This is a genomic window from Corynebacterium choanae, assembly GCF_003813965.1.
Taxonomy (GTDB): Bacteria; Actinomycetota; Actinomycetes; order Mycobacteriales; family Mycobacteriaceae; genus Corynebacterium; species Corynebacterium choanae.
The window spans coordinates 1,356,423-1,377,915 of the sequence record NZ_CP033896.1; the positions used below are offsets into that span (position 1 = coordinate 1,356,423).

General features: G+C 56.8%; 12 protein-coding genes, 3 rRNA genes and 1 pseudogene. 15 read left to right on the plus strand and 1 reads right to left on the minus strand.

The window, feature by feature from the left end; all coding sequences use genetic code 11:
- Positions 1 to 8 precede the first annotated feature (8 nt).
- From argH to rrf, 6 genes are all read left to right on the plus strand, one after another.
- Positions 9 to 1,451: an argininosuccinate lyase gene (gene argH / locus CCHOA_RS04860; protein WP_123927614.1), complete on the plus strand. Its 1,443-nt coding sequence runs from the start codon at positions 9 to 11 to the stop codon at positions 1,449 to 1,451.
- 191 nt (positions 1,452 to 1,642) lie between these two features.
- On the plus strand, positions 1,643 to 1,825 hold the full coding sequence (locus CCHOA_RS04865) for a Trm112 family protein (RefSeq protein WP_123927617.1): 183 nt from the start codon (positions 1,643 to 1,645) through the stop codon (positions 1,823 to 1,825).
- Positions 1,826 to 2,008: 183 nt separating this feature from the next.
- Positions 2,009 to 3,274 carry a tyrosine--tRNA ligase gene (gene tyrS, locus CCHOA_RS04870; protein WP_123927620.1) on the plus strand — a complete coding sequence of 422 codons (1,266 nt, stop codon included), beginning with the start codon at positions 2,009 to 2,011 and terminating at the stop codon, positions 3,272 to 3,274.
- A 1,107-nt stretch (positions 3,275 to 4,381) separates the two neighbouring features.
- Positions 4,382 to 5,905 (plus strand): 16S ribosomal RNA (locus CCHOA_RS04875).
- Between the two features lie 448 nt (positions 5,906 to 6,353).
- Positions 6,354 to 9,472 (plus strand): 23S ribosomal RNA (locus CCHOA_RS04880).
- 207 nt (positions 9,473 to 9,679) lie between these two features.
- A 5S ribosomal RNA gene (rrf, locus tag CCHOA_RS04885) occupies positions 9,680 to 9,796 on the plus strand.
- Together the 16S, 23S and 5S rRNA genes form the textbook arrangement of a ribosomal RNA operon.
- Before the next feature lie 156 nt (positions 9,797 to 9,952).
- On the opposite strand, the pseudogene CCHOA_RS04890 reads toward rrf, so the two are convergent.
- Positions 9,953 to 11,121 (minus strand): annotated as a pseudogene (locus CCHOA_RS04890) (IS1249 family transposase).
- A gap of 524 nt (positions 11,122 to 11,645) precedes the next feature.
- Here CCHOA_RS04890 and CCHOA_RS04895 point away from each other — a divergent pair.
- The 9 genes from CCHOA_RS04895 to CCHOA_RS04930 all read left to right on the plus strand — a co-directional run bounded on the left by CCHOA_RS04895 (position 11,646) and on the right by CCHOA_RS04930 (position 21,358).
- Entirely contained in the window at positions 11,646 to 12,917 is a 1,272-nt protein-coding gene (locus CCHOA_RS04895) for a tetratricopeptide repeat protein (RefSeq protein WP_123927623.1), read from the plus strand.
- 150 nt (positions 12,918 to 13,067) lie between these two features.
- Positions 13,068 to 14,054, plus strand: coding sequence for an HAD-IIA family hydrolase (locus CCHOA_RS04900; RefSeq protein WP_123927626.1), 987 nt, complete (start codon positions 13,068 to 13,070; stop codon positions 14,052 to 14,054).
- Between the two features lie 332 nt (positions 14,055 to 14,386).
- A complete protein-coding gene (locus CCHOA_RS10660; protein WP_164472393.1) occupies positions 14,387 to 14,560 on the plus strand; it encodes a hypothetical protein in 174 nt (57 codons plus the stop codon).
- 63 nt (positions 14,561 to 14,623) lie between these two features.
- Complete coding sequence (locus CCHOA_RS04905) at positions 14,624 to 15,448, plus strand: TlyA family RNA methyltransferase (protein ID WP_123927629.1); 825 nt, start codon at positions 14,624 to 14,626, stop codon at positions 15,446 to 15,448.
- A gap of 214 nt (positions 15,449 to 15,662) precedes the next feature.
- Positions 15,663 to 16,607, plus strand: coding sequence for an NAD kinase (locus CCHOA_RS04910; RefSeq protein WP_245992248.1), 945 nt, complete (start codon positions 15,663 to 15,665; stop codon positions 16,605 to 16,607).
- Positions 16,608 to 16,672: 65 nt separating this feature from the next.
- Positions 16,673 to 18,388 (plus strand): DNA repair protein RecN, encoded by a 1,716-nt coding sequence (recN, locus tag CCHOA_RS04915; RefSeq protein WP_123927635.1) that lies wholly within the window; start codon positions 16,673 to 16,675, stop codon positions 18,386 to 18,388.
- A gap of 57 nt (positions 18,389 to 18,445) precedes the next feature.
- Positions 18,446 to 19,639, plus strand: coding sequence for a putative cytokinetic ring protein SteA (gene steA / locus CCHOA_RS04920; protein ID WP_123927638.1), 1,194 nt, complete (start codon positions 18,446 to 18,448; stop codon positions 19,637 to 19,639).
- 5 nt (positions 19,640 to 19,644) lie between these two features.
- Positions 19,645 to 20,640: a copper transporter gene (locus CCHOA_RS04925; RefSeq protein WP_123927641.1), complete on the plus strand. Its 996-nt coding sequence runs from the start codon at positions 19,645 to 19,647 to the stop codon at positions 20,638 to 20,640.
- Positions 20,641 to 20,677: 37 nt separating this feature from the next.
- Positions 20,678 to 21,358: an NUDIX domain-containing protein gene (locus tag CCHOA_RS04930; protein ID WP_123927644.1), complete on the plus strand. Its 681-nt coding sequence runs from the start codon at positions 20,678 to 20,680 to the stop codon at positions 21,356 to 21,358.
- The last annotated feature ends 135 nt before the right edge of the window (positions 21,359 to 21,493 follow it).

Below are 21,493 nucleotides of genomic sequence, written 5' to 3' on the forward strand. Positions count from 1 at the left end.
ATTTTTTCGTGGAACAACACAAAACCAATACCGGCGCGCTTTGGGGTGGTCGTTTCTCCGGTGGCCCCGACGAGGCCATGTTTGCGCTGTCGGTATCCACCCACTTCGATTGGGTGCTCGCCCCGTATGACGTGCTTGCCTCCAAGGCTCATGCGCGCGTTTTACATCAGGCTGGTCTGCTCAGTGATGAAGACTTCGAGACGATGATCGCTGGGTTGGAGACCCTGCACGAACGTGTTGTCGACGGCAGTTTTGCCCCTGCTCCCACAGATGAGGATGTTCACGGTGCATTAGAGCGTGGACTGATCGAGATCGTGGGGCCAACCGTCGGTGGCCGCCTTCGTGCGGGACGATCCCGCAATGATCAGGTTGCATGTTTGTTCCGGATGTGGGTGCGAGACGCAATCCGCGACATTGCCGCCGACGTGACGGATCTTGTCGCTGCTCTTGTAGCGCAGGCAAAGGCCTATCCGGAAGCGATCATGCCCGGAAAAACTCATTCGCAGGCAGCGCAGCCAGTGCTGCTTGCCCATCAACTCTTAGCGCACACCCATCCATTGTTGCGCGATATTCAACGACTTGAAGATCTTGATGGGCGCTTGGCGGAAAGCCCATATGGCTCTGGTGCCTTGGCAGGATCAACCCTGGCATTAGATCCAGAGGCCATTGCTGTTGAGCTCGGCTTCGATCGGGCCTGCGAAAACAGCCTCGATGCGACTGCAAGCCGTGACTTTGCTGCTGAGACAGCATATGTTTTGGCCCAGATTGCTGTCGACATGTCGCGGCTGGCAGAGGAAATCATTTACTGGGCAACACCCGAATACGGCTATATCACCTTGCACGATGCCTGGTCGACAGGTTCGTCGATTATGCCGCAGAAGAAAAATCCTGATGTGGCTGAATTGACCCGCGGGAAAACAGGGCGCCTTATCGGCAATCTCAGCGGGCTGCTGGCCACCCTCAAGGCTCAGCCACTGGCATACAACCGAGATTTGCAAGAGGATAAGGAACCGATTGTCGATTCCGTAAATCAACTCAAACTGTTGTTGCCGGCCATGACCGGATTAGTGGAAACCTTGGTATTCCATCCTGAACGGATGCGAGAGCTCGCACCAAAGGGGTACACCTTAGCGACTGACCTTGCCGAATGGATGGTGCGCCAAGGGGTGCCGTTCCGAGAAGCCCATGAAGCTTCAGGAGCTTGTGTGCGGATAGCTGAAGCGGCCGGAATCGAATTGGACGAACTCACCGATGAGCAGCTCGCCAGTGTAGATCCCCGGCTCACCGGTGAAGTGCGCCAGTATCTCACCCTTGACGGCGCTGTGAATGCACGCCTCACCTATGGTGGTACCGCGCCGCAACGAGTAGCGGAACAATGTCACCGGGTAGAACAACGTAACGCTGCTGCTCGGGAATGGGCACAACAACCAGTCCGAACCCAAAAGCCATAGCAGCATTATGTGACTTCCGGCGTCTTGTGCGATCAGTGAGTTTGGCAATTCACCTCAGCAGGAGGAACCTCGGTTCCACTGCTGAGGTTTTTGCACGACTCTGCCCAGTTAGTCAACGCCACGACCTTGTCTCGTAAACTTGCGGAGGGTTCAAACCCAAATGTGGTTGAAACCCGGTAGAGTTACCCGCTATGAGCCTTGATCCGAAATTGTTGAGCATTCTGGTATGTCCGCAAGACAAAGGTCCGCTGGAGTATCACGAAGCAGAGCAATTATTGGTCAATCCTCGGTTGTCGCTGGCCTATCCCATCGAAGATGACATTCCAGTCATGCTGGCCGATGATGCCATCGCTTATCCGGCCGAAGGTAAGTAAATCCTGGCGAAGCGTCGCAAGGGTGCTCCAGTAGGCGTGCCCTGTGCAAAGCAACCTCGCCAACCTGGTTGGGCTTCGGTCACTTCGCGGGAAACACAGTGCAACTCATTGCCCAGTAATCTTCCACCACCGGCAGCAACCATTGCCACCGGTACCCCACATTTCTACACAACAGGTGAGTACATGACCCACAGCATCATCGACGAACTGTCCTGGCGTGGACTAATTAACCAGTCCACCGATCTTGACGCATTGCGCGAAGCTACCGACGGCCAGTCAATCACGGTGTATTGCGGCTTCGACCCGACCGGCCCATCACTGCATGCTGGACATCTTGTGCCCATGTTGATGCTGCGCAGGTTCCAGCTGTTGGGGCATAAGCCCATTATTCTGGCCGGTGGTGCCACCGGAATGATCGGCGACCCGCGTGACGTGGGAGAGCGCAGTATGCTCGCTGACGATCAGGTGGCAGCGTGGGCACAGTCCATCACCGGACAACTGGAAAAGTTCGTTACCTTCGATGGCGACCAGGCTGCTCGGTTCGTAAATAACCGAGACTGGATCGAAAAAATGTCCGTTATCGAATTTCTCCGCGATGTGGGCAAAAACTTCTCGCTGAACACCATGCTGGCTCGCGATACGGTGAAACGCCGCCTGGAAAGTGACGGGATTTCCTACACCGAATTTTCCTACATGCTCCTGCAGGCAAACGACTATGTGCACCTGCATAACAACTTTGACGTGTCACTGCAGATCGGCGGCGGCGATCAATGGGGCAACATTGTTTCTGGTGTTGATCTGGTGCGTCGAATCACCGGGGATCAGGTGCACGGTCTTACGTTGCCGCTAGTTACCGATGCGCAAGGTAATAAGATCGGCAAGTCGCAGGGCGGCGGTAAACTCTGGCTGAATCCCGAAATGACCAGCCCATACTCCTGGTATCAGTATTTCTTCAACGCGGCTGATGCTGATGTTATCCGTTACCTCAAGTGGCTCACCTTCGTATCACAAGCTGAAATTGAAAGCCTTGAACAGCAGGTGCAAGAGGAACCACACAAGCGTGCCGCTCAGTTGCGTCTTGCGCGGGAACTCACCACTTTGGTTCATGGCGAAGCAGCCACCCAAGCGGTTGAACTTGCAGCACAAGCCCTCTTCGGTCGGGCAGAACTGGCGGAGCTTGATGAGCAAACTCTGGCTGGTGCATTGAGCGAAACAACCGTCGCAGAGATCACCACGGCTGATCCGAACATTATCGATTTGCTTGTCGCGACCGGTCTTGCAGATTCGAAAGCTGCTGCCCGCCGGACTGTGAAGGAAGGTGGCGCCTATATCAACAACCAGCGCATCACCGAAGAAGATCACGTCCCTGCAGCAAGCGACTATCTGCACGGCAGTTGGCTGGTCTTGCGCCGCGGAAAGAAAAACTTCGCAGGTGCCAAGCGCGTCTAGCAACCGCAAGCATCAACGGGGTTGCTCCTACAGCCCGGAACATCCGGCCAAATAAGCAATTGATCCCAACACCCGCCTCACGCAGTACTGCTCTCAAGTACCGGCAAGGCGGGTGTTGGCCTATTTCCGCAGCTACTTGCGCCCTGCGCAGCACGTGAAGCGATGCTCAGGGCTACCCTTGTTTGACACTGGTAGGTGCTTCTTGCGGTGTGTGGTGTCGTTTGTGTGGTTTGACCTGGTGTTTTGTGTTTATGTGTGGGGTGTGTGTAAATTCTTCCAGGCAAGCACGGCGCAGCCTGCTGGAGTTTCTTGAAGTGTTTCGTCTTGGACGGGATGTTTTTTCAGAAGGGTTCTGGTGGTTGTGGGTGTGGGAAGGCTGTGTTTCAACGCTGTTGGTTTTCCCTGATGTTGCTGGGTGTTGTTCCAGGATTGTGATGCTGGGTTGACATTCTGGTGGCGGGTTGTGTAGGTTGGAACAACGTTGCCAATGCGGCTGTCAGTTTTGTGTGATGGTTGCGTGGTGGACGCATGATATGTGAGAACTCGATAGTGTGCCAATGTACTTCTATGTTTTATAGTGCCAGTGGCCATGGTGTTCGGTGTTGTGCCGGACTGGTAATGGTTGTTGGTGTGATCATGGATGCTTTCTTTGCTTTGGTGATGATCATGCTGGTGTAGACCGGGGATTTGCTAGTCCCTGAGTGTTGTTGTTGGTTCGTGGTGGACGTTCATAGTGTTCACGTGGGAGCAATGATGATTAGCTGGATGATTGTTTTTATCCAATGGCATGGAAGTGTTGTTTGGTTGAAACATGGTTATGGTTGATTGTCATGTTTGATGTGGTGTGGCCTTCCTCGTCGGGAACCTGCTGCAGAATTCTGCCTGTGTTGCATGCATGGTTTATGTGTGTGGCGTGTGGGTGGGTGCGTGATGGTTGATTTTCATCTATTTTTTTCTATTTTTTTGCAACAATTGTTGTTGCCATGGCAGCTCTGCTTGTTGATCGGGTCGGGGTTGTTGTGGTGGCTGGTTGTTTGTTTTTGCTAGTTTTAGGCTTTCCAGCCTTTGTGCCTTGATGTTTCAGTGTTTTACTGATTGTTTTGGTTTTTAATGGAGAGTTTGATCCTGGCTCAGGACGAACGCTGGCGGCGTGCTTAACACATGCAAGTCGAACGGAAAGGCCCTGCTTGCAGGGTACTCGAGTGGCGAACGGGTGAGTAACACGTGGGTGATCTGCCCCGCACTCCGGGATAAGCCTGGGAAACTGGGTCTAATACTGGATATTCACTGCCTTCTAGGTGGGTAGTGGAAAGTTTTTTCGGTGTGGGATGAGCCTGCGGCCTATCAGCTTGTTGGTGGGGTAATGGCCTACCAAGGCGGCGACGGGTAGCCGGCCTGAGAGGGTGTACGGCCACATTGGGACTGAGATACGGCCCAGACTCCTACGGGAGGCAGCAGTGGGGAATATTGCACAATGGGCGCAAGCCTGATGCAGCGACGCCGCGTGAGGGATGACGGCCTTCGGGTTGTAAACCTCTTTCGGCAGGGACGAAGCGTAAGTGACGGTACCTGCATAAGAAGCACCGGCTAACTACGTGCCAGCAGCCGCGGTAATACGTAGGGTGCGAGCGTTGTCCGGAATTACTGGGCGTAAAGAGCTCGTAGGTGGTTTGTCGCGTCGTCTGTGAAATTCCGGGGCTTAACTCCGGGCGTGCAGGCGATACGGGCATAACTTGAGTGCTGTAGGGGAGACTGGAATTCCTGGTGTAGCGGTGAAATGCGCAGATATCAGGAGGAACACCGATGGCGAAGGCAGGTCTCTGGGCAGTAACTGACGCTGAGGAGCGAAAGCATGGGTAGCGAACAGGATTAGATACCCTGGTAGTCCATGCTGTAAACGGTGGGCGCTAGGTGTGGGGGTCTTCCACGACTTCTGTGCCGTAGCTAACGCATTAAGCGCCCCGCCTGGGGAGTACGGCCGCAAGGCTAAAACTCAAAGGAATTGACGGGGGCCCGCACAAGCGGCGGAGCATGTGGATTAATTCGATGCAACGCGAAGAACCTTACCTGGGCTTGACATACACGAGATCGCTGCAGAGATGTAGTTTCCCTTGTGGTTCGTGTACAGGTGGTGCATGGTTGTCGTCAGCTCGTGTCGTGAGATGTTGGGTTAAGTCCCGCAACGAGCGCAACCCTTGTCTTATGTTGCCAGCACGTGATGGTGGGGACTCATGAGAGACTGCCGGGGTCAACTCGGAGGAAGGTGGGGATGACGTCAAATCATCATGCCCCTTATGTCCAGGGCTTCACACATGCTACAATGGTCGGTACAGCGCGCTGCGAGCCTGTGAGGGTAAGCGAATCGCTTTGAAAGCCGGCCTCAGTTCGGATTGGGGTCTGCAACTCGACCCCATGAAGTCGGAGTCGCTAGTAATCGCAGATCAGCAACGCTGCGGTGAATACGTTCCCGGGCCTTGTACACACCGCCCGTCACGTCATGAAAGTTGGTAACACCCGAAGCCAGTGGCCTAACCGTTTTTGCGGGGGGAGCTGTCGAAGGTGGGATCGGCGATTGGGACGAAGTCGTAACAAGGTAGCCGTACCGGAAGGTGCGGCTGGATCACCTCCTTTCTAAGGAGCTTATATTTTTTTTGTGTTTATTTGAATCGGTGTGGACTACCGCTGCAACTGTTATGTTGGGTTGTGGTGTTGGTGTGATGGTCACTGTGTTGAGGCTTGAAGAAAGCGGTTGATGATGCTGGTGTGCTGCTGTAAACCTTGTGTTTGTGGTAGTGAACAGTGTTGTGGTTGATCGGGTATGTTGGTGCGCTGTTGGGTGTCTCGGGTGTTATGCCCGTGGCATTGTTGGCATGCTTATGTCTGCTGCAACAGGATGCTGGTCTTGGTGGCTGGTGGGTGTTGTGGTGTGGGTGAGTGTGTGTGTTGTGTGTGAACTGTATAGTGGACGTAGAGCATCTTTATTTTTTGCGTCTATCAGTGCCTTTGAGCCAGACCGCTGCTGTGTTTGTTGGTGGTGTGGTGTGGGTGCTGGTAGTGATTGTTGATTCTTGTTTGTTTGTGTTCTGGTTTTTTAGGGCACACGGTGGATGCCTTGGCATGCTGAGCCGATGAAGGACGTGGGAGGCTGCGTTAAGCCTCGGGGAGTTGTCAACCGAGCGTTGATCCGAGGATGTCCGAATGGGGAAACCCGGCCATGGTTATGTGTGGTCACCTGCAACTGAAGACTTGTGTATAGGTTGTGTGGAGGTAACGCGGGGAAGTGAAACATCTCAGTACCCGTAGGAGAAGAAAACAAGAGTGATTCCGCTAGTAGTGGCGAGCGAACGTGGATTTTTGGCTAAACCGTGATTGTGTGTGATACCCGGCAGGGGTTGCATGATCCGGGGTTGTGGGGTTTATAACGTCTGTTATCTGCCGGTGACGGGTCTGTTGTTGGTGCTGTTAGTGGAAGTGGTGTGGAAACGCCTGCCGTAGAGGGTGAGAGTCCCGTACATGAAAGCAGTTGCCTGATGGATGGTTATTTGTCCCCGAGTAGCAGCGGGCTCGTGGAATCTGCTGTGAATCTGCCGGGACCACCCGGTAAGCCTGAATACTCAGTGTGACCGATAGCGGATTGAGTACCGTGAGGGAATGGTGAAAAGTACCCCGGGAGGGGAGTGAAAGAGTACCTGAAACCGTGTGTCTACAATCCGTCAGAGCCCTTTTTTGGGGTGATGGCGTGCCTTTTGAAGAATGAGCCTGCGAGTCAGCGGCATGTCGCGAGGTTAACCCGGTTTGTGGGGTAGTCGTAGCGAAAGCGAATACTAACGAGTGTGTTGTAGTGGCATGTCCTGGACCCGAAGCGGAGTGATCTACCCATGGCCAGTGTGAAGCAGCGGTAAGACGCTGTGGAGGCGCGAACCCACTTAGGTTGAAAACTGAGGGGATGAGTTGTGGGTAGGGGTGAAAGGCCAATCAAACTTCGTGATAGCTGGTTCTCCCCGAAATGCATTTAGGTGCAGCGCTACGCGTGTTTGCCGGAGGTAGAGCTACTGGTTGGTTTAGCGGGACTATCATCTTAGCGACATCAGCTAAACTCCGAATGCCGGTGAAACGGTTCGTGTAGTAGTGAGACTGCGGGGGATAAGCTTCGTAGTCGAGAGGGAAACAGCCCAGATCGCCGGTTAAGGCCCCTAAGGGTGTGCTAAGTGGAAAAGGATGTGGGATCGCCCAGACAGCCAGGAGGTTGGCTTAGAAGCAGCCATCCTTGAAAGAGTGCGTAATAGCTCACTGGTCGAGTGGTTCCGCGCCGACAATGTAGTGGGGCTCAAGCACACCGCCGAAACCGCGGCAGCAGCATCTTGTTTAGGGTGTTGTTGGGTAGGGGAGCGTCGTATGCTGCGTTGAAGCTGCCGGGTGACCGTGTGGTGGAGTGTATACGAGTGAGAATGCAGGCATGAGTAGCGAATGACGGGTGGAAAACCCGTCCGCCGGATGATCAAGGGTTCCTGGGTGAAGCTAATCTTCCCAGGGTGAGTCGGGACCTAAGGCGAGGCCGACAGGCGTAGTCGATGGATAACGGGTTGATATTCCCGTACCCGTGTGTATGCGAAAAGTGGTGACGCGATGATACTAACTGCCCGTCGCATCCTTCACGTCAGTCTTTTTAGGCTGGTGGTTGTGGTGTGTTCGCGTAGGACCTGAGTTGTTGGTAGCCAAGTGATGGGGTGACGCAGAGTGGTAGCCGAGCCAACGGTTGGAAGTGTTGGTGTAAGCGTGCAGCCCGTGGGATAGGGAAATCCGTTCCGCATTGTATGGGTGAGGCGTGATGCAGACCCACATGTTGTGGGGGAGTCGGTGTGCCTGTGCTGTCGAGAAAAGCCTCTAGCGAGTGTATGCATGGCCCGTACCCCAAACCGACACAGGTGATCAGGTAGAAGATACTAAGGCGATCGAGAGAACTGTGGTTAAGGAACTCGGCAAAATGCCCCCGTAACTTCGGGAGAAGGGGGGCCGCTACGGGTGCCACTGCCTTGCGTGGTGGTTGCGTGTGGTGGCCGCAGAGAATAGAGGGAAGCGACTGTTTACTAAAAACACAGGTCCGTGCGAAGACGATAAGTCGATGTATACGGACTGACGCCTGCCCGGTGCTGGAAGGTTAAGAGGACCTGTTAGATCTGTTTGGGTCGAAGCGGAGAATTTAAGCCCCAGTAAACGGCGGTGGTAACTATAACCATCCTAAGGTAGCGAAATTCCTTGTCGGGTAAGTTCCGACCTGCACGAATGGCGTAACGACTTCCCTGCTGTCTCAACCACAGACTCGGCGAAATTGCAGTACGAGTAAAGATGCTCGTTACGCGCGGCAGGACGAAAAGACCCCGGGACCTTTACTATAGCTTGGTATTGGTGCTTGCTACGGTTTGTGTAGGATAGGTGGGAGATGTTGATCGCATGACGCTAGTTGTGTGGGAGTCGTAATGTGAAATACCACTCTGATCGTAGTGGGTATCTAACTTCGGCCCGTGATCCGGGTCAGGGACAGTGCCTGGTGGGTAGTTTAACTGGGGCGGTTGCCTCCTAAAGAGTAACGGAGGCGCCCAAAGGTTTCCTCAGCCTGGTCTGTAATCAGGTGGTGAGTGTAAGTGCACAAGGGAGCTTGACTGTGAGACTGACAGGTCGAGCAGGTACGAAAGTAGGGACTAGTGATCCGGCACCGGCTTGTGGAAGCGGTGTCGCTCAACGGATAAAAGGTACCCCGGGGATAACAGGCTGATCTTCCCCAAGAGTCCATATCGACGGGATGGTTTGGCACCTCGATGGCGGCTCGTCGCATCCTGGGGCTGGAGTAGGTCCCAAGGGTTGGGCTGTTCGCCCATTAAAGCGGCACGCGAGCTGGGTTTAGAACGTCGTGAGACAGTTCGGTCTCTATCCGCCGCGCGCGTTGAAACGTGAGGAAGGCTGTCCCTAGTACGAGAGGACCGGGACGGACGTACCTCTGGTGTGCCAGTTGTTTCGCCAGGAGCATTGCTGGTTGGCTACGTACGGGAGGGATAACCGCTGAAAGCATCTAAGCGGGAAGCCTGTTTCGAGATAACGTTTCGTTTGAGGTGTCCGGGAGATGACCGGGTTGATAGGCCAGGGTTGTAAGCGCTGTGAGGTGTTGAGATGACTGGTACTAATTCACCGATACCAAACACAACCACCCTTTTCCGGTGTTGTTTCACCGTATGGTGATGGCCAGGTTAGGGTGTGTGGCGAGGGTTGATGATCAACAGCCGTAAAAAAATTCCCAATGTTTTGGGTTGATGAGTGTTCTACGTCCACTGTGCGGTGTCACACACAGCACGGTCGAGCCAGCCTATTGGGGTGGTTTGATGGCTGATAATGGTGTTCATAATAGAGTTTGTCGGTGGCGATAGCGGTGGGGAAACGCCCGGTCCCGTTCCGATCCCGGAAGCTAAGCCTACCTGCGCTGATGGTACTGCACACGGGAGTGTGTGGGAGAGTAAGAGACTGCCGACTTGTTTCTTAGAAGGGGTGTGTGTGTTGTTTGCTGGAAAGCAGACAGCATACACACCTCTTTCTTTTTGTGTTTAGTGGTGTGTGGGGTGCTGTGCGTGGGGGTTTGAGGGTTAAGGGACAAAATGTGTGTCTGGGGGTGGGGGTGGCTGTGGGGGTTTAGATCGTTCCTTTTCTGATCCCGATGGAGTGTGTGTACTCGATGTCGATATGATTGTCGTACAGCGCGGGGCGTCCGGTTTGATGGTTTGCTTCGTTGTTGTTGACTGGGGTGAGGGTTTCTACTTTAGCGAGTGAGTCTTTGCCCCAGTTTTGTTGTTTCGCGATGATGTGGGGATCAAGCGGATCTCGGGTGCGAAAGTGGAGCCACCAGTCGATATTGGTTCGTTGACGTTCTCCTTTTCTACCGTGGTGTTGTCTGGCGATGAGTTTTAAAGGCCCGTTGATACCGCCTTCGAGGCAGTTGGTTGTGGAGGCGAACGCCTCAGGGTTCTTCGCGCTGGGATGGGGGGTGAGGTAAGCGAAGAGTTTGCCGTCTTTTGCCAGGTGGTAGAGCCTGTAGAACGCGCGTCGGGCGCGTTGATGGGTGAAGACTTTTTTCTTTTTCCCGGTGAGGGGGTCGGTGATGGTGGTTTTTTCGTTCATCCAGCTGTTGCAGTCTTGTTTGAATTGGTGGAGGTAGTCGATCCATTGGTCGGCTTGTTCACGGGTTGTGATGCGGGTGAGCTGAAGTGCGAGTTGGTAGATGATGGTGCCTTGGGGTGTGCGGGGTCGGCTGGTGATATCGCGTCGTGTGTTGCGTTGGACGTGTACGAGACAGCGTTGGATAGGGTCTGTGGCCAGCATGAGGTCATCGCTGTGTAGGCGCCTCCGTCAATGACTGCCATAAGTGGCGGGGTGATATCACGGATGAGTTGTGTGTAGTCGTAGGTGGTTTCTTGCTTGCACCAGCGCCAGGCAAGGACGTAGTCACGGGTTGCTGCGATGAGGAGACAGCCGCCGTTGAGGTAGGTTCCGTCGAGAAAGATTTGATCGTAGACGGGGTGGTTGTGTGGTTGGGGCACGCTGATCAGCCACAGTGGCTGGAAGTGGCGGTGAACTGTTTTCGGGGATGTGCCACGAGCAGCGGCGATGTCGGCGATGCTTTTATTGCTCGTCAGGTGGGAGATGAACTCATTCATCCAGGTTCGAGCGGTGATATCGGGCCGGGTTTTACTTGTAGAGGCACCGCAGTGGATACAACGCCATCGTGTGGTGCCTTTTGTTGTTGTGCCGTTTTTCTTTGTGGGGTTACCGCAGATACTGCAGCGGGGACGATTGGTTGACATAACCCTGAAGCCAACAGGATCTATACCATGGGGTGGTGGTGCCGTCAAGGGTTATGGAGAAAAAAGAGGGGAATAAGCTTTCTAGGCTTATTATTTTGTTGTCATTGCTGTTCAGGTGGTAGAAATCGGCGGTTTGAGACACACTTTTTGACCCTTAAGCCTGCTGTGCGTGGGGTTGGGGTTCTAGGTTTTTGCGGGGTCTATCTGTTGGGGGAGACTGTCGGGATGCAGGGGTGAACACCCATTTCGGTGACAATGAGGTGTAGATAGTCATCCTGGGGCGTGGTGATAGTTCACCTGTGTCTAGCAGTCGTCCGCATCTATGCAGCGTGCTCACCGATCAAAGATTTTCGAAGTTTTGCTGCTAGGATGACTTGCAGATATTTTGCCTTGCTTCAGTGTGCAATCGAACTGTTACGGGGATACCTGACAGCGGCTGATCTTGGCGTTTTTTTCGGTTCCTGACTTGGCTTTGCTCTCGTCTAAGAAATTCCCAATGCTCTACATAAGGACTACGCACTTTTATGGCTGAACGCTACACTCGCAACGATCAAGGATCTGGTCATCACCGCGGCGGACATGACCGTCCCCAGCGAGACCACGGTCGAAACCGTCACCAATCGGACGGTCGGCGGAATAATCGTCGGGACGATTACAGCAACGAACGCGAGCGTTTCCGTTCTGAACGATCTGAACACGGCGCTGATCGTCGGAGTGATTCGCGTGAATATGGTCGTAGCCGGGACGACCGGGGCTATCGAGGTCGTGACGACCGCCACCATGATGGTCGCGGTCGCGACGACCGTGCCGGTGGTCGTGGCTACGGTTCCCGCGATGACCGGCGGGACAGCCGAGGCTATCGCGATCGAGACGATCGACGCAGCGATCGTCATGATGATCGCGGCTACCGGGATCGCGATGGGCGCCGCAGCGGTGGACGAGACCGTGATGATCGCCGTGACAATCGGAACTACCGGGATCGGGAGAACACCCGCGACGATCGACGCGGCAATCGACGCAACCGCAACGATGATCGATCCGGTAACACCACCCATGCGTTTGCTGACGGCCGGAGGACGTCGACCGGGCCGAAACGTCACGGCTTTAACCAGGAACGACGCGACCAGAAACGCGCTGAGCCACCATTGCCAGCAGATCTGTCCACCAGTGACCTTGACAGCACTGTGATGCAGGATTTACGTTCCCTGTCGAAAGACAATGCGAACATTGTTGCGCGGCAGTTAGTGATGACCGCCATGCTGCTGGAAGAAGAACCCGCTAAAGCGCTCGAATATGCGCGCGCCGCGAAAAATCGTGCAGGACGGGTAGCTGTTGTACGGGAAACCCTCGGTATCGCCGCTTATCATGCCGGCGAATGGAAAGAAGCCGCGTCTGAGCTGCGGGCAGCACGACGTATGAGCGGCGGCCCTGGGATGCTGTGGTTGATTGCTGACTGTGAACGCGGGCTAGGTCGGCCGGAAAAGGCAATCGAGATTGGTCGGAGTCCGGAAGCGGAAACTTTGGATCGTACCGGTGCTATCGAATTAGCCATTGTGCTAGCCGGTGCCCATCGGGATATGTCCGATCCGGATCGTGCAGTAGTCGAATTGGCTCGGCTGCAGCCGAACCGGGACGCCACCGATGTTGAAGGGCTTCGGCTGAACTACGCGTACGCGGATGCGTTGCTAGCTGCTGACCGTGACGATGAAGCGCTCGGCTGGTTCCAGCAGGTCGCAAGTCATGACGAAGCAGGATACTTCGATGCAGCGGAGCGGGTCGCAGAAATCCAAAGCTAACTTGCGAGTATTCGCACGCAGTGTGTGCAGCAATATCAGGCTGCTAACCAGTCGAGATGGTGGAACACCTCGAGCCGGCTTGTTGCACGGCTATGGTTAGCAGCCTTCATCGTTAGGGGATGATTGTTGCTGTGCCTTAGAATGCAAGCTATGACTGTGGCTGAATACTATGATGGCTTTCTATTTGATCTTGATGGAACGGTCTATGAAGGCGCCCAGCCGATTGCTTCTGCACAGCAGGCGATTGCATCACTACATGCGCCGATCATGTATGTCACCAATAATGCTTCCCGGCATGCGGATACGGTGTGCGAGCAACTTGCCGGGATGGGGCTTGAAGTCACCGCAGAGATGATTATGACCTCGGCCATGGCTGGTGCAGCACTGTTGTCTACAGTGTGCCAGCCAGGGGCGACCGTGTTGGTGTTAGGGACTGTAACACTAGCCGAAGTAGTGGCAGACGCGGGCTATGTGGTGACTCGCACAGCCAACGACAATCCGGCAGCGGTGATTCACGGTCACAATCCGGAAACAGGCTGGGCAGAGCTGTCTGAGGCAGCGTTAGCGATCCGCGCCGGCGCCGCCTATGTGGCAACGAACCGGGATGCTACTCTTCCGGCTGAACGTGGGTTGATGGTTGGAAATGGTTCGATGATTCAGGCGGTGGTTAATGCGACAGGTGTCGAGCCGATTGCCGCCGGTAAACCGGAACCGGCTATGTTTACCATTGCCGCTGAAAAACTTGGGGCAAGCAGACCGCTGAGCATTGGTGACCGTTTGGACACCGACATTTTAGGTGGGAATGCTGCCGGGCAAGACACGTTGCTCGTGTTTACCGGGGTGTCTGGTCCGCTGGCTGCTCTTGCAGCCCCACAAGAGCAACGGCCAACGCTTGTTGCCGATGATCTGTCGTGTCTGCACAGTGATCGGGAAGCGCTTGTGCCGCAACCCCGGGGAGGATTCCAGGCTGCGGTCGAAGACAGTGGGGTACTTACCCTCACCGGTGGCAGCGTCGATGCCCCTGCACTTGCCGGTGTGCATACGCTGCTTGCTGCGGCGTGGGAATCCGCCACCCCGGTGCAGGAAATCGTCGCTGAAGGTTCGATTGCGCAGCAGGTTGTTGACGCATTGTGGTGAGTTTTCGCCCTCGGCGGTTGTGGGCGGCACCGATCTCCAGTCCGGCTGCGCGGCTGCGTTGCGCAGCTAACCGCAAACCACTCGTTGGGGTGTTGGTGACGGCGTTGCTTTGCGAGGAGTAGTAGCGCCCATGCGGGTTTGCGCAGGGTGTCACCAGGCGATGGTGTGTGCAGGTCACTGGCGGTTAGCCGGCCGTGCAACAATGTCATGGTGACTATGGGCGTCGAACCAGCAACCAGGGTGTTTCTGCTACGGTGTTGCTGTTGTTTGCCAGGTGTAGTCCACCGATGCGACCGTTGAGTGTTGAAACGAGGAAAGGAGTTGTGTCTTTGATGAATGAACCTGTAGCCACCCCTGTTCCGCGGGATCCACGGCAACCGGTCATCGATGTGGCAGCGCTCGCCGCGGCGGTGCAGCCGTTGTTGGCGGCTGAGCCTGCATCGTTGCGGGAAGCCCACGAGCTGTATTCGCAGGCACACGATATTTTGCAGGCGGCGCTGCGATAATGTTCGTATATTTAGGCAAATCCGCATTGGGGGTCTGCGCAGCACAGCAATGGATAAGGCACAGTGAGTAAACACGGTTTAAATAGGCTCGATAAAGAGCTAGTACGGCGCAAGATTGCTCGTTCGCGGGAAGAAGCTCGCGTCCTCATCGAGCAGGGGGCGGTGACTGTTGCCGGGATGCAGGCGAAAAAACCCGCCACCCAGGTCACCGCCGATGTTTCTATTGCTATCAGTGAGCAGGGGCCGCAGTGGGCTTCCCGCGGTGCACATAAACTTCTCGGTGCCCTGGAAGCTTTCAGCGACCAAGGGCTTAGTGTGTCTGGCTGTAAGGTGCTGGATGCGGGTGCTTCCACAGGCGGGTTTACCGATGTGTTGCTTGCTCACGATGCGCGGGAAGTCGTTGCCGTCGATGTGGGCTATGGTCAACTGCTGCAACGGTTAGCGAACGATCCACGGGTAACTGTGCTCGATCGAACCAATGTGCGCACCCTGACCCCGCAACAGTGCGGCGGGCCGTGCGACATGATGGTCGGTGACCTGTCGTTTATTTCTTTAACACTGGTTCTGCCAGCGATTATTGCTTGTTTACGGGACGGTGCCCATTTGCTGCCAATGGTGAAACCCCAGTTTGAGGTAGGTAAGCAGGATCTGCCGAAAGGTGCCGTGGTCAGCGATCCGGCGATGCGTGCCCGGGTGGTGACCGATGTGGCCTATCAGGCCTGCGCTTTAGGATTGACGTTCCATGGATGTGTGGCGTCCCCGCTGCCAGGCCCTGCCGGCAATGTCGAATATTTCCTCTGGTTGGAACATACCAAGCCAAAGCAACCAGTTGATCGTGCAACGATCGCCCAGGCGGTAGAGGCTGCTGTTGCGGCAGGACCTAAGTAGTCATCCCAGCAGATGCTTGCCGCACCCGCGAAGGTCACCGGCTTGACGCAGCTGCGGTAGAATGCGGTCGTCTTTGCTTTTAGGCTGCCACTGCTGTGCCTGGTGGCGGCCGGACAGTCACCTGTCTTCGCCCAACGTATCGACGTGCAGGCTGGTGACTGTGTTGGTCACAGCCCCGAGTTTGGATTTGTTCACCCGCAACGAAAGTATCATTGTGCTTGCTCAACCTCCTTGTCTCCCGGAAGATCGGGAAATCCTCCTGGTGCCGCACACTGGACGAACCTCCAATATTGAGGCGTGTGCCCAGGCAGCTACCCGACTGATGGAACACGGGGTAGGGGTTCGGTTGCTGTTAAGCAGTACCGGTGACGGGGAATCGTTGCGTGCCCACCCGGTGCTGCGGGAACTTCCCCATTGCGCCCACACTGCGGAGGCGGCGTGCGGCACCGAACTCATTTTGGTGCTTGGCGGCGACGGCACATTCCTGCGCGCAGCAGATCTTGCCCACGGTGTTGATTTGCCGGTGCTGGGGGTCAATCTGGGGCATGTCGGGTTTCTTGCCGAATGGGAGCAAGATTCCCTCGACATGGCGGTTGATCGGGTGATCTCTGGTCAGTATCGGGTCACTGATCGGATGACCCTTGATGTGACAATCACCGATGCGGAGGGACAGCTGCTGCACTCCGGTTGGGCGCTCAACGAAGTGAGTATTGAAAACAGCAACCGGCGTGGGGTGCTGGATGCAATTTTAGAAATCGATAATCATCCGGTGAGTTCATTTGGCTGCGACGGGGTGATAGTGTCTTCGCCTACTGGGTCAACCGCCTATGCGTTTTCAGCCGGCGGCCCGGTGTTGTGGCCTGAACTTGATGCGATCGTGGTGGTTCCTAATAATGCGCACGCATTGTTTACCAAACCACTGGTCGTGTCGCCGAAGTCGCAGGTTGTGGTGGAGACCACGCTTACCACTCAGGCTGGTATTGCGGTGATGGATGGGTTCCGAACCGCGGCAGTGCCCCCTGGTGCCCGGGTGCAGGTGACCCGTGGGCATCGCCCGGTGCGGTGGGTACGGTTGGATGATTCAACGTTTACTGATCGGCTGGTGACGAAGTTTCGGCTGCCGGTTGCCGGGTGGCGGGGACCGAAACCCGCATCCTAGGTTTTTGCGTCTGCTTGAGGTGGTTGTGGCATGCAACTGGGGAAGAACTTGCTACAGTCTATGGCATGCTGGTTGAGCTTTCGATCACCAATGTTGGGGTGATTCCCCACACCACCGTGGAATTTGCGCCCGGGTTTACCTGTCTCACAGGGGAGACAGGTGCTGGTAAAACAATGATTATTACCGGGTTGAAAATGATTTGCGGGCAGCGCAGTGAACCAGCGAAAATTCGGGCTGGGGCGAATCAAGCCGTCGTCGAGGGGGTGTTTTCGTTAGCCGATGTGGAGCCGCAGGCGCGCCAGCAGGCTGAGTTTGCTGCCAGCGAAGCTGGTGCGCAAGCCGATGAAAACAACGAATATGTGGTGGTGCGAACCATGGCGCGGCAGGGGCGTTCCAAAGCACACCTGTCGGGGCGTACCGTTCCGGCGGCAACATTGGCACAATTCACGAGTCCCCATATTTCTCTTCACGGGCAGATGGATCAGATTGCAATGCTTGACCCGCAGCAGCAGCGGGCAGTTGTTGACAGCAGCAATCCGACTGTCGCCCAATGCTGGAAAGACTATCGCGCAGCCTACCGGCGGTGGCGGGAACTTGACCGGCAACTCACCACGGTAAGTTCCACGACGCGGGAAGCTGCCCAAGAAGTGGATCGGCTACAGTTCGCGATTCATGAAATCGAGTCGTTGAACCCGCAGCCCGGCGAAGACGAAGAGCTCCGCCGGCAAATTCAACGATTGCAAGATGTCGATATGCTGCGCCAGGCAGCATCCACAGCTGTGGCAGCAATCGATGGGGATCCGGAAAGTTTCGATGACCACCAAGCGGCAAATGCACTGCTTGCCCAGGCAGAACACGCACTTGCTGCTAGCGAAGACCCGGTGCTGCAGGCCGCCGCCACCAGGCTTGCCGCGCTGCTGAACGAGCTTGGTGACATCGCCGGGGAGTTAACACAATTCCATGCCCAGCTTGATGCCGATCCGGCGACCCTGGAACAGCTATTGTCAAGGTCGCAGGCTCTCAAACAGCTCACCCGCAAATACGCCCCTGATATTGACGGCGTGTTGCAGTGGAAGGCAAAAGCCGAAAAGAAACTCGCCGCAATCGACGTATCCCCAGCAGCGCTGCAAGCACTCCGGGAACAAACCACCCAAGCCGCGAAGGTACGCGACACTGCAGCGAAAGCCTTAACACAAGCACGCCAAGCAGCGGCAGCGACGCTCAGCAAAGCAGTTACCCAAGAGCTTGCCGGCTTAGCGATGGCAGGTGCCCGCCTCGAGGTAGTGCTGCTGCCGCAGCAGGGCGGACCTTATGGTGCGGAAGAGATCGAATTCCGGCTGGCAGGCGCCCCCGGGGAGCCGGCCCGTCCCATCGGGCAGGCAGCCAGCGGCGGTGAACTCTCCCGGGTGATGCTCGCATTGGAGCTGCATGTTGCCGGCAGTGGCGGGAAAACCTTGATTTTCGACGAAGTCGATGCCGGGGTGGGCGGCCAGGCAGCAGTGGAAATCGGGAAACGACTCGCCCAGCTTGCCCGCCACAACCAAGTGATCGTCGTAACCCACCTGGCACAGGTTGCCGCCTTCGCCGACCGGCATATCACCATCGCCAAATCCATCAGCGAAGATCAGCGGGCTGTCAGCGCAGTCACCCCGCTGGAAGACAAAGCACGCGTCGACGAACTTGCCCGCATGCTGGCCGGTCTAGGGGACACCGACACCGGTCGTGCCCACGCCGCAGAACTCCTGGCGGTCGCCCACCGCAGCCGGGGCAGCAAAACCTAACCGCACGCTACGCGCGCCTCCACCACCGGACAGGGACGTCCGGACACACTAGTTCACATGAGTCCTTTCGGCCGCCACCCTGACCCGTCCGCCCTTGCCGGACCAACCCGGGTCGTGAACTTTACCGACAAACCCCCGACCCGCATACGGACGGGGGATATTGTGCTGCTCGACCTTCCCGACATGGATCGACGCGCCGCCCAGGCAATCCTGCGCCGCCAACCAGCAGCGATAGTGAACGTCGCCCCAATGGCCAGCGGGACACTGCCCGCATACGGGCCGCAACTCCTTGCCGACGCCAACATTGTGCTCGTCGAAGCAGTCGGCGCCGAACTGTGGCGGCTCGCCAAAGACGGACGAAAAGCAACCCTCGACACCACCGGCGCACTGCGCTACGGCAACACCCTCGTTGCCACCGGACGACCAGTAGACCCTGCACAACTAGCAGCCACCTACACCACAGCCACACACACCCTGGCAGCCACCGCCGACCAGCTAGGGCAAGGATTCGCAACACTACTCACCGACGAGGCGCCGCTCTATATCGACGGCTTCGGCATCCCCGACACCCGCGTCCATCTCACCGGGAAAAAAGTCATCATCGTCAGCGACACACCAACGGCCGCCACCCAACTCAAAGGACTCCGAAACTTCATCCGCGAATATGATCCAGTCATCATCGGCGCCGGCTTCGGCGCCCAACACGTGACCAACGCCGGCTACCAACCCGACATCATTCTCGGCGACCCCACCAACCTTTCAGAAACACTCCTCACCTCCGGGGCAGTGCTCCTCATCCCTGCCACCCCACAAGGCGATGCCACAGGAATCGACCGCGTCCACGATCTAGCAGTCGCCGCCATGACCTTCCCCGCAGAAACCAGCGACCCCACCGACCTCGCCATCCTGTTCGCCCACTACCACCACGCCGCAGTCATCGTCCACGTCGGCGACCCACTCACCGTCGACACCGCCCTACGCAGCACCCCAACCACCGTCGCCAGCACCCAACTCGCCCGCCTCTACGCTGCACACGAACTCGTCCCAGCAGCCGCCATCATCGCCCTCTACACCGTCGACAAACCACTCAACCTCAGCTGGCTCTACACACTCCTCGGCCTCCTCGCCGTCACCGCAACACTACTGCTCCTCGTCGCACTCCTCGGCGACGGCAGCCCACTAGCCAACCTCACCGGCACCGCCAACCAGCTCGGCAACCAACTGCGACAACTCACCAACCAGGGAAGGTGAACCCCATGCAACCCCAACGCAACACCTCCCACGGACTTGCAACAAGCATCGGCATAATCATCGGACTCGTCGCCGGCACCGCAGTGCTCGCCCCAGCCATCCCCGGATTCACCACCTTCGCCCAACGCGCCACCGCCACCCAAGACGCCCAACAACAACGCGCCACCGCCCTCCAAGCCCGCATCGACCATGCCGAAGCCGCCGCCGCCAACGCCTGGATCACCGACATCGCCCTCGCCCACGTCACCGGCACCCTCACCGGAGTAGAAATCGTCATACTCGCCACAGCCGACGCCAGCGACAACAACATCACCGCAATCCGCGGACTCATCGAACAAGCCGGCGGACGCATCAGCGGCGAACTCACACTCACCGCCCAAATACACGACGAAACCACCAACACACAGCTCACCACCCTCCTCAACCGACTCACCCCACCAACCAACCCCAACACCCCACCAACCAACCCCAACACCCCACCCGGCCAACCCACGACACAACTCGGCGCCACACTCGGCGCCGCCCTCCAACAACAACCCGCCACCGGCGAAACCACCCTCAACGAACCCGACCGAACCCTCCTCTTCGAAGGCCTCCGACAAGCCGGCCTCATCACCTACAACGAACCACCACAACCCGGACGAGCAGCCATCCTCATCACCGGCGACACCCCACAAGACCCAACCACCCCCACCGAACAACGACAACCACGCCCAATCGTCGAGATCGCCCAAGGATTCGTCACCACCGCACCAGCCCTCGTAGTCGCCGGCGGCATCCGCGCCGCCGCCGACACCGGCATCATCGGCATGCTCCGCACCAGCAACACCCCCGGACTCACCACCGTCGACTCAATCTCCTACGCATACGCCCAAATCGCCGCAATCTTCGCCCTCCGCCAAGAACTCGCCGGCCAAAGCGGCGCCTACGGAGCCGCAGCAAACGCTCAAGCAGCAGCACCAACACAACCAATAGGACCACCACCACAACCAGACAAATAACCCCACACAACCACCCCCCCACAGAAAGACCAACCCAATGACCACCCCACCCGCCGCACACCACTTCACCCAACAATCCACAACAATCCTCGTCGACGCACCAATCATCGCCCTCCGCCGCGACCAAATTCACATGCCCGGCGGACACACCAGCCCCCGCGAAATCATCGAACACTTCGGAGCAGTCGCCATAGTGGCAGTCAACGAACACAACGAAATCGGACTGGTCTACCAATGGCGCCAAGCCGTAGGCCGACGCCTCTGGGAACTGCCCGCAGGGCTGCTCGACATCGCCGGAGAAGACCCTGCCACCTGTGCGCGCCGGGAACTCGCCGAGGAACTCGGCTGCACCGCAAACCGCCTTGAACTCCTCGGCGATATTGTTTCGTCCCCCGGATTTTGCGACGAAGCTGTGCGACTCTATCTCGCCCGTGACCTTACGGCAGTCAGCAAACCTATCGGCGAAGATGAAGAAGCCGACCTGACAGTTGAGTTTTTCCCAGTCGACACGGTGCACCGCATGCTGACGGATGGAACGATCGTCAACGGAATTGCTACGGCCGGACTCTATCGGGCACTCGATGTGCTCGCCGGACGAGCCTCCACATTGCCTGCCGACACCCCATTTGATTTGCGACCAACAGCATTAAGTCACCGTCGTGGCGCGATCGTCGGCCCCGGTGGTGACATGAAACAACCCGGCCGGGAAAACCGGTAAACAGGTAGCCATTTCGCACAACCTAGCAATCCAGCCACCGTAGGATAGGTGACCTGGCAACTGCACTCTGCCACCAAACAGTGCCACTATGGAACACCTGGCATGATCGACACCAGCACTGTCCACCTACCGGGC

Bases quoted from the DNA above. Each gene is read 5' to 3' on its own strand.
- CCHOA_RS04865 (WP_123927617.1), top strand. From the start codon at position 1,643: ATGAGCCTTGATCCGAAATTGTTGAGCATTCTGGTATGTCCGCAAGAC.
- tyrS (WP_123927620.1), top strand. From the start codon at position 2,009: ATGACCCACAGCATCATCGACGAACTGTCCTGGCGTGGACTAATTAAC.
- CCHOA_RS04895 (WP_123927623.1), top strand. From the start codon at position 11,646: ATGGCTGAACGCTACACTCGCAACGATCAAGGATCTGGTCATCACCGC.
- CCHOA_RS04900 (WP_123927626.1), top strand. From the start codon at position 13,068: ATGACTGTGGCTGAATACTATGATGGCTTTCTATTTGATCTTGATGGA.
- CCHOA_RS10660 (WP_164472393.1), top strand. From the start codon at position 14,387: ATGAATGAACCTGTAGCCACCCCTGTTCCGCGGGATCCACGGCAACCG.
- recN (WP_123927635.1), top strand. From the start codon at position 16,673: ATGCTGGTTGAGCTTTCGATCACCAATGTTGGGGTGATTCCCCACACC.
- steA (WP_123927638.1), top strand. From the start codon at position 18,446: ATGAGTCCTTTCGGCCGCCACCCTGACCCGTCCGCCCTTGCCGGACCA.
- CCHOA_RS04925 (WP_123927641.1), top strand. From the start codon at position 19,645: ATGCAACCCCAACGCAACACCTCCCACGGACTTGCAACAAGCATCGGC.
- CCHOA_RS04930 (WP_123927644.1), top strand. From the start codon at position 20,678: ATGACCACCCCACCCGCCGCACACCACTTCACCCAACAATCCACAACA.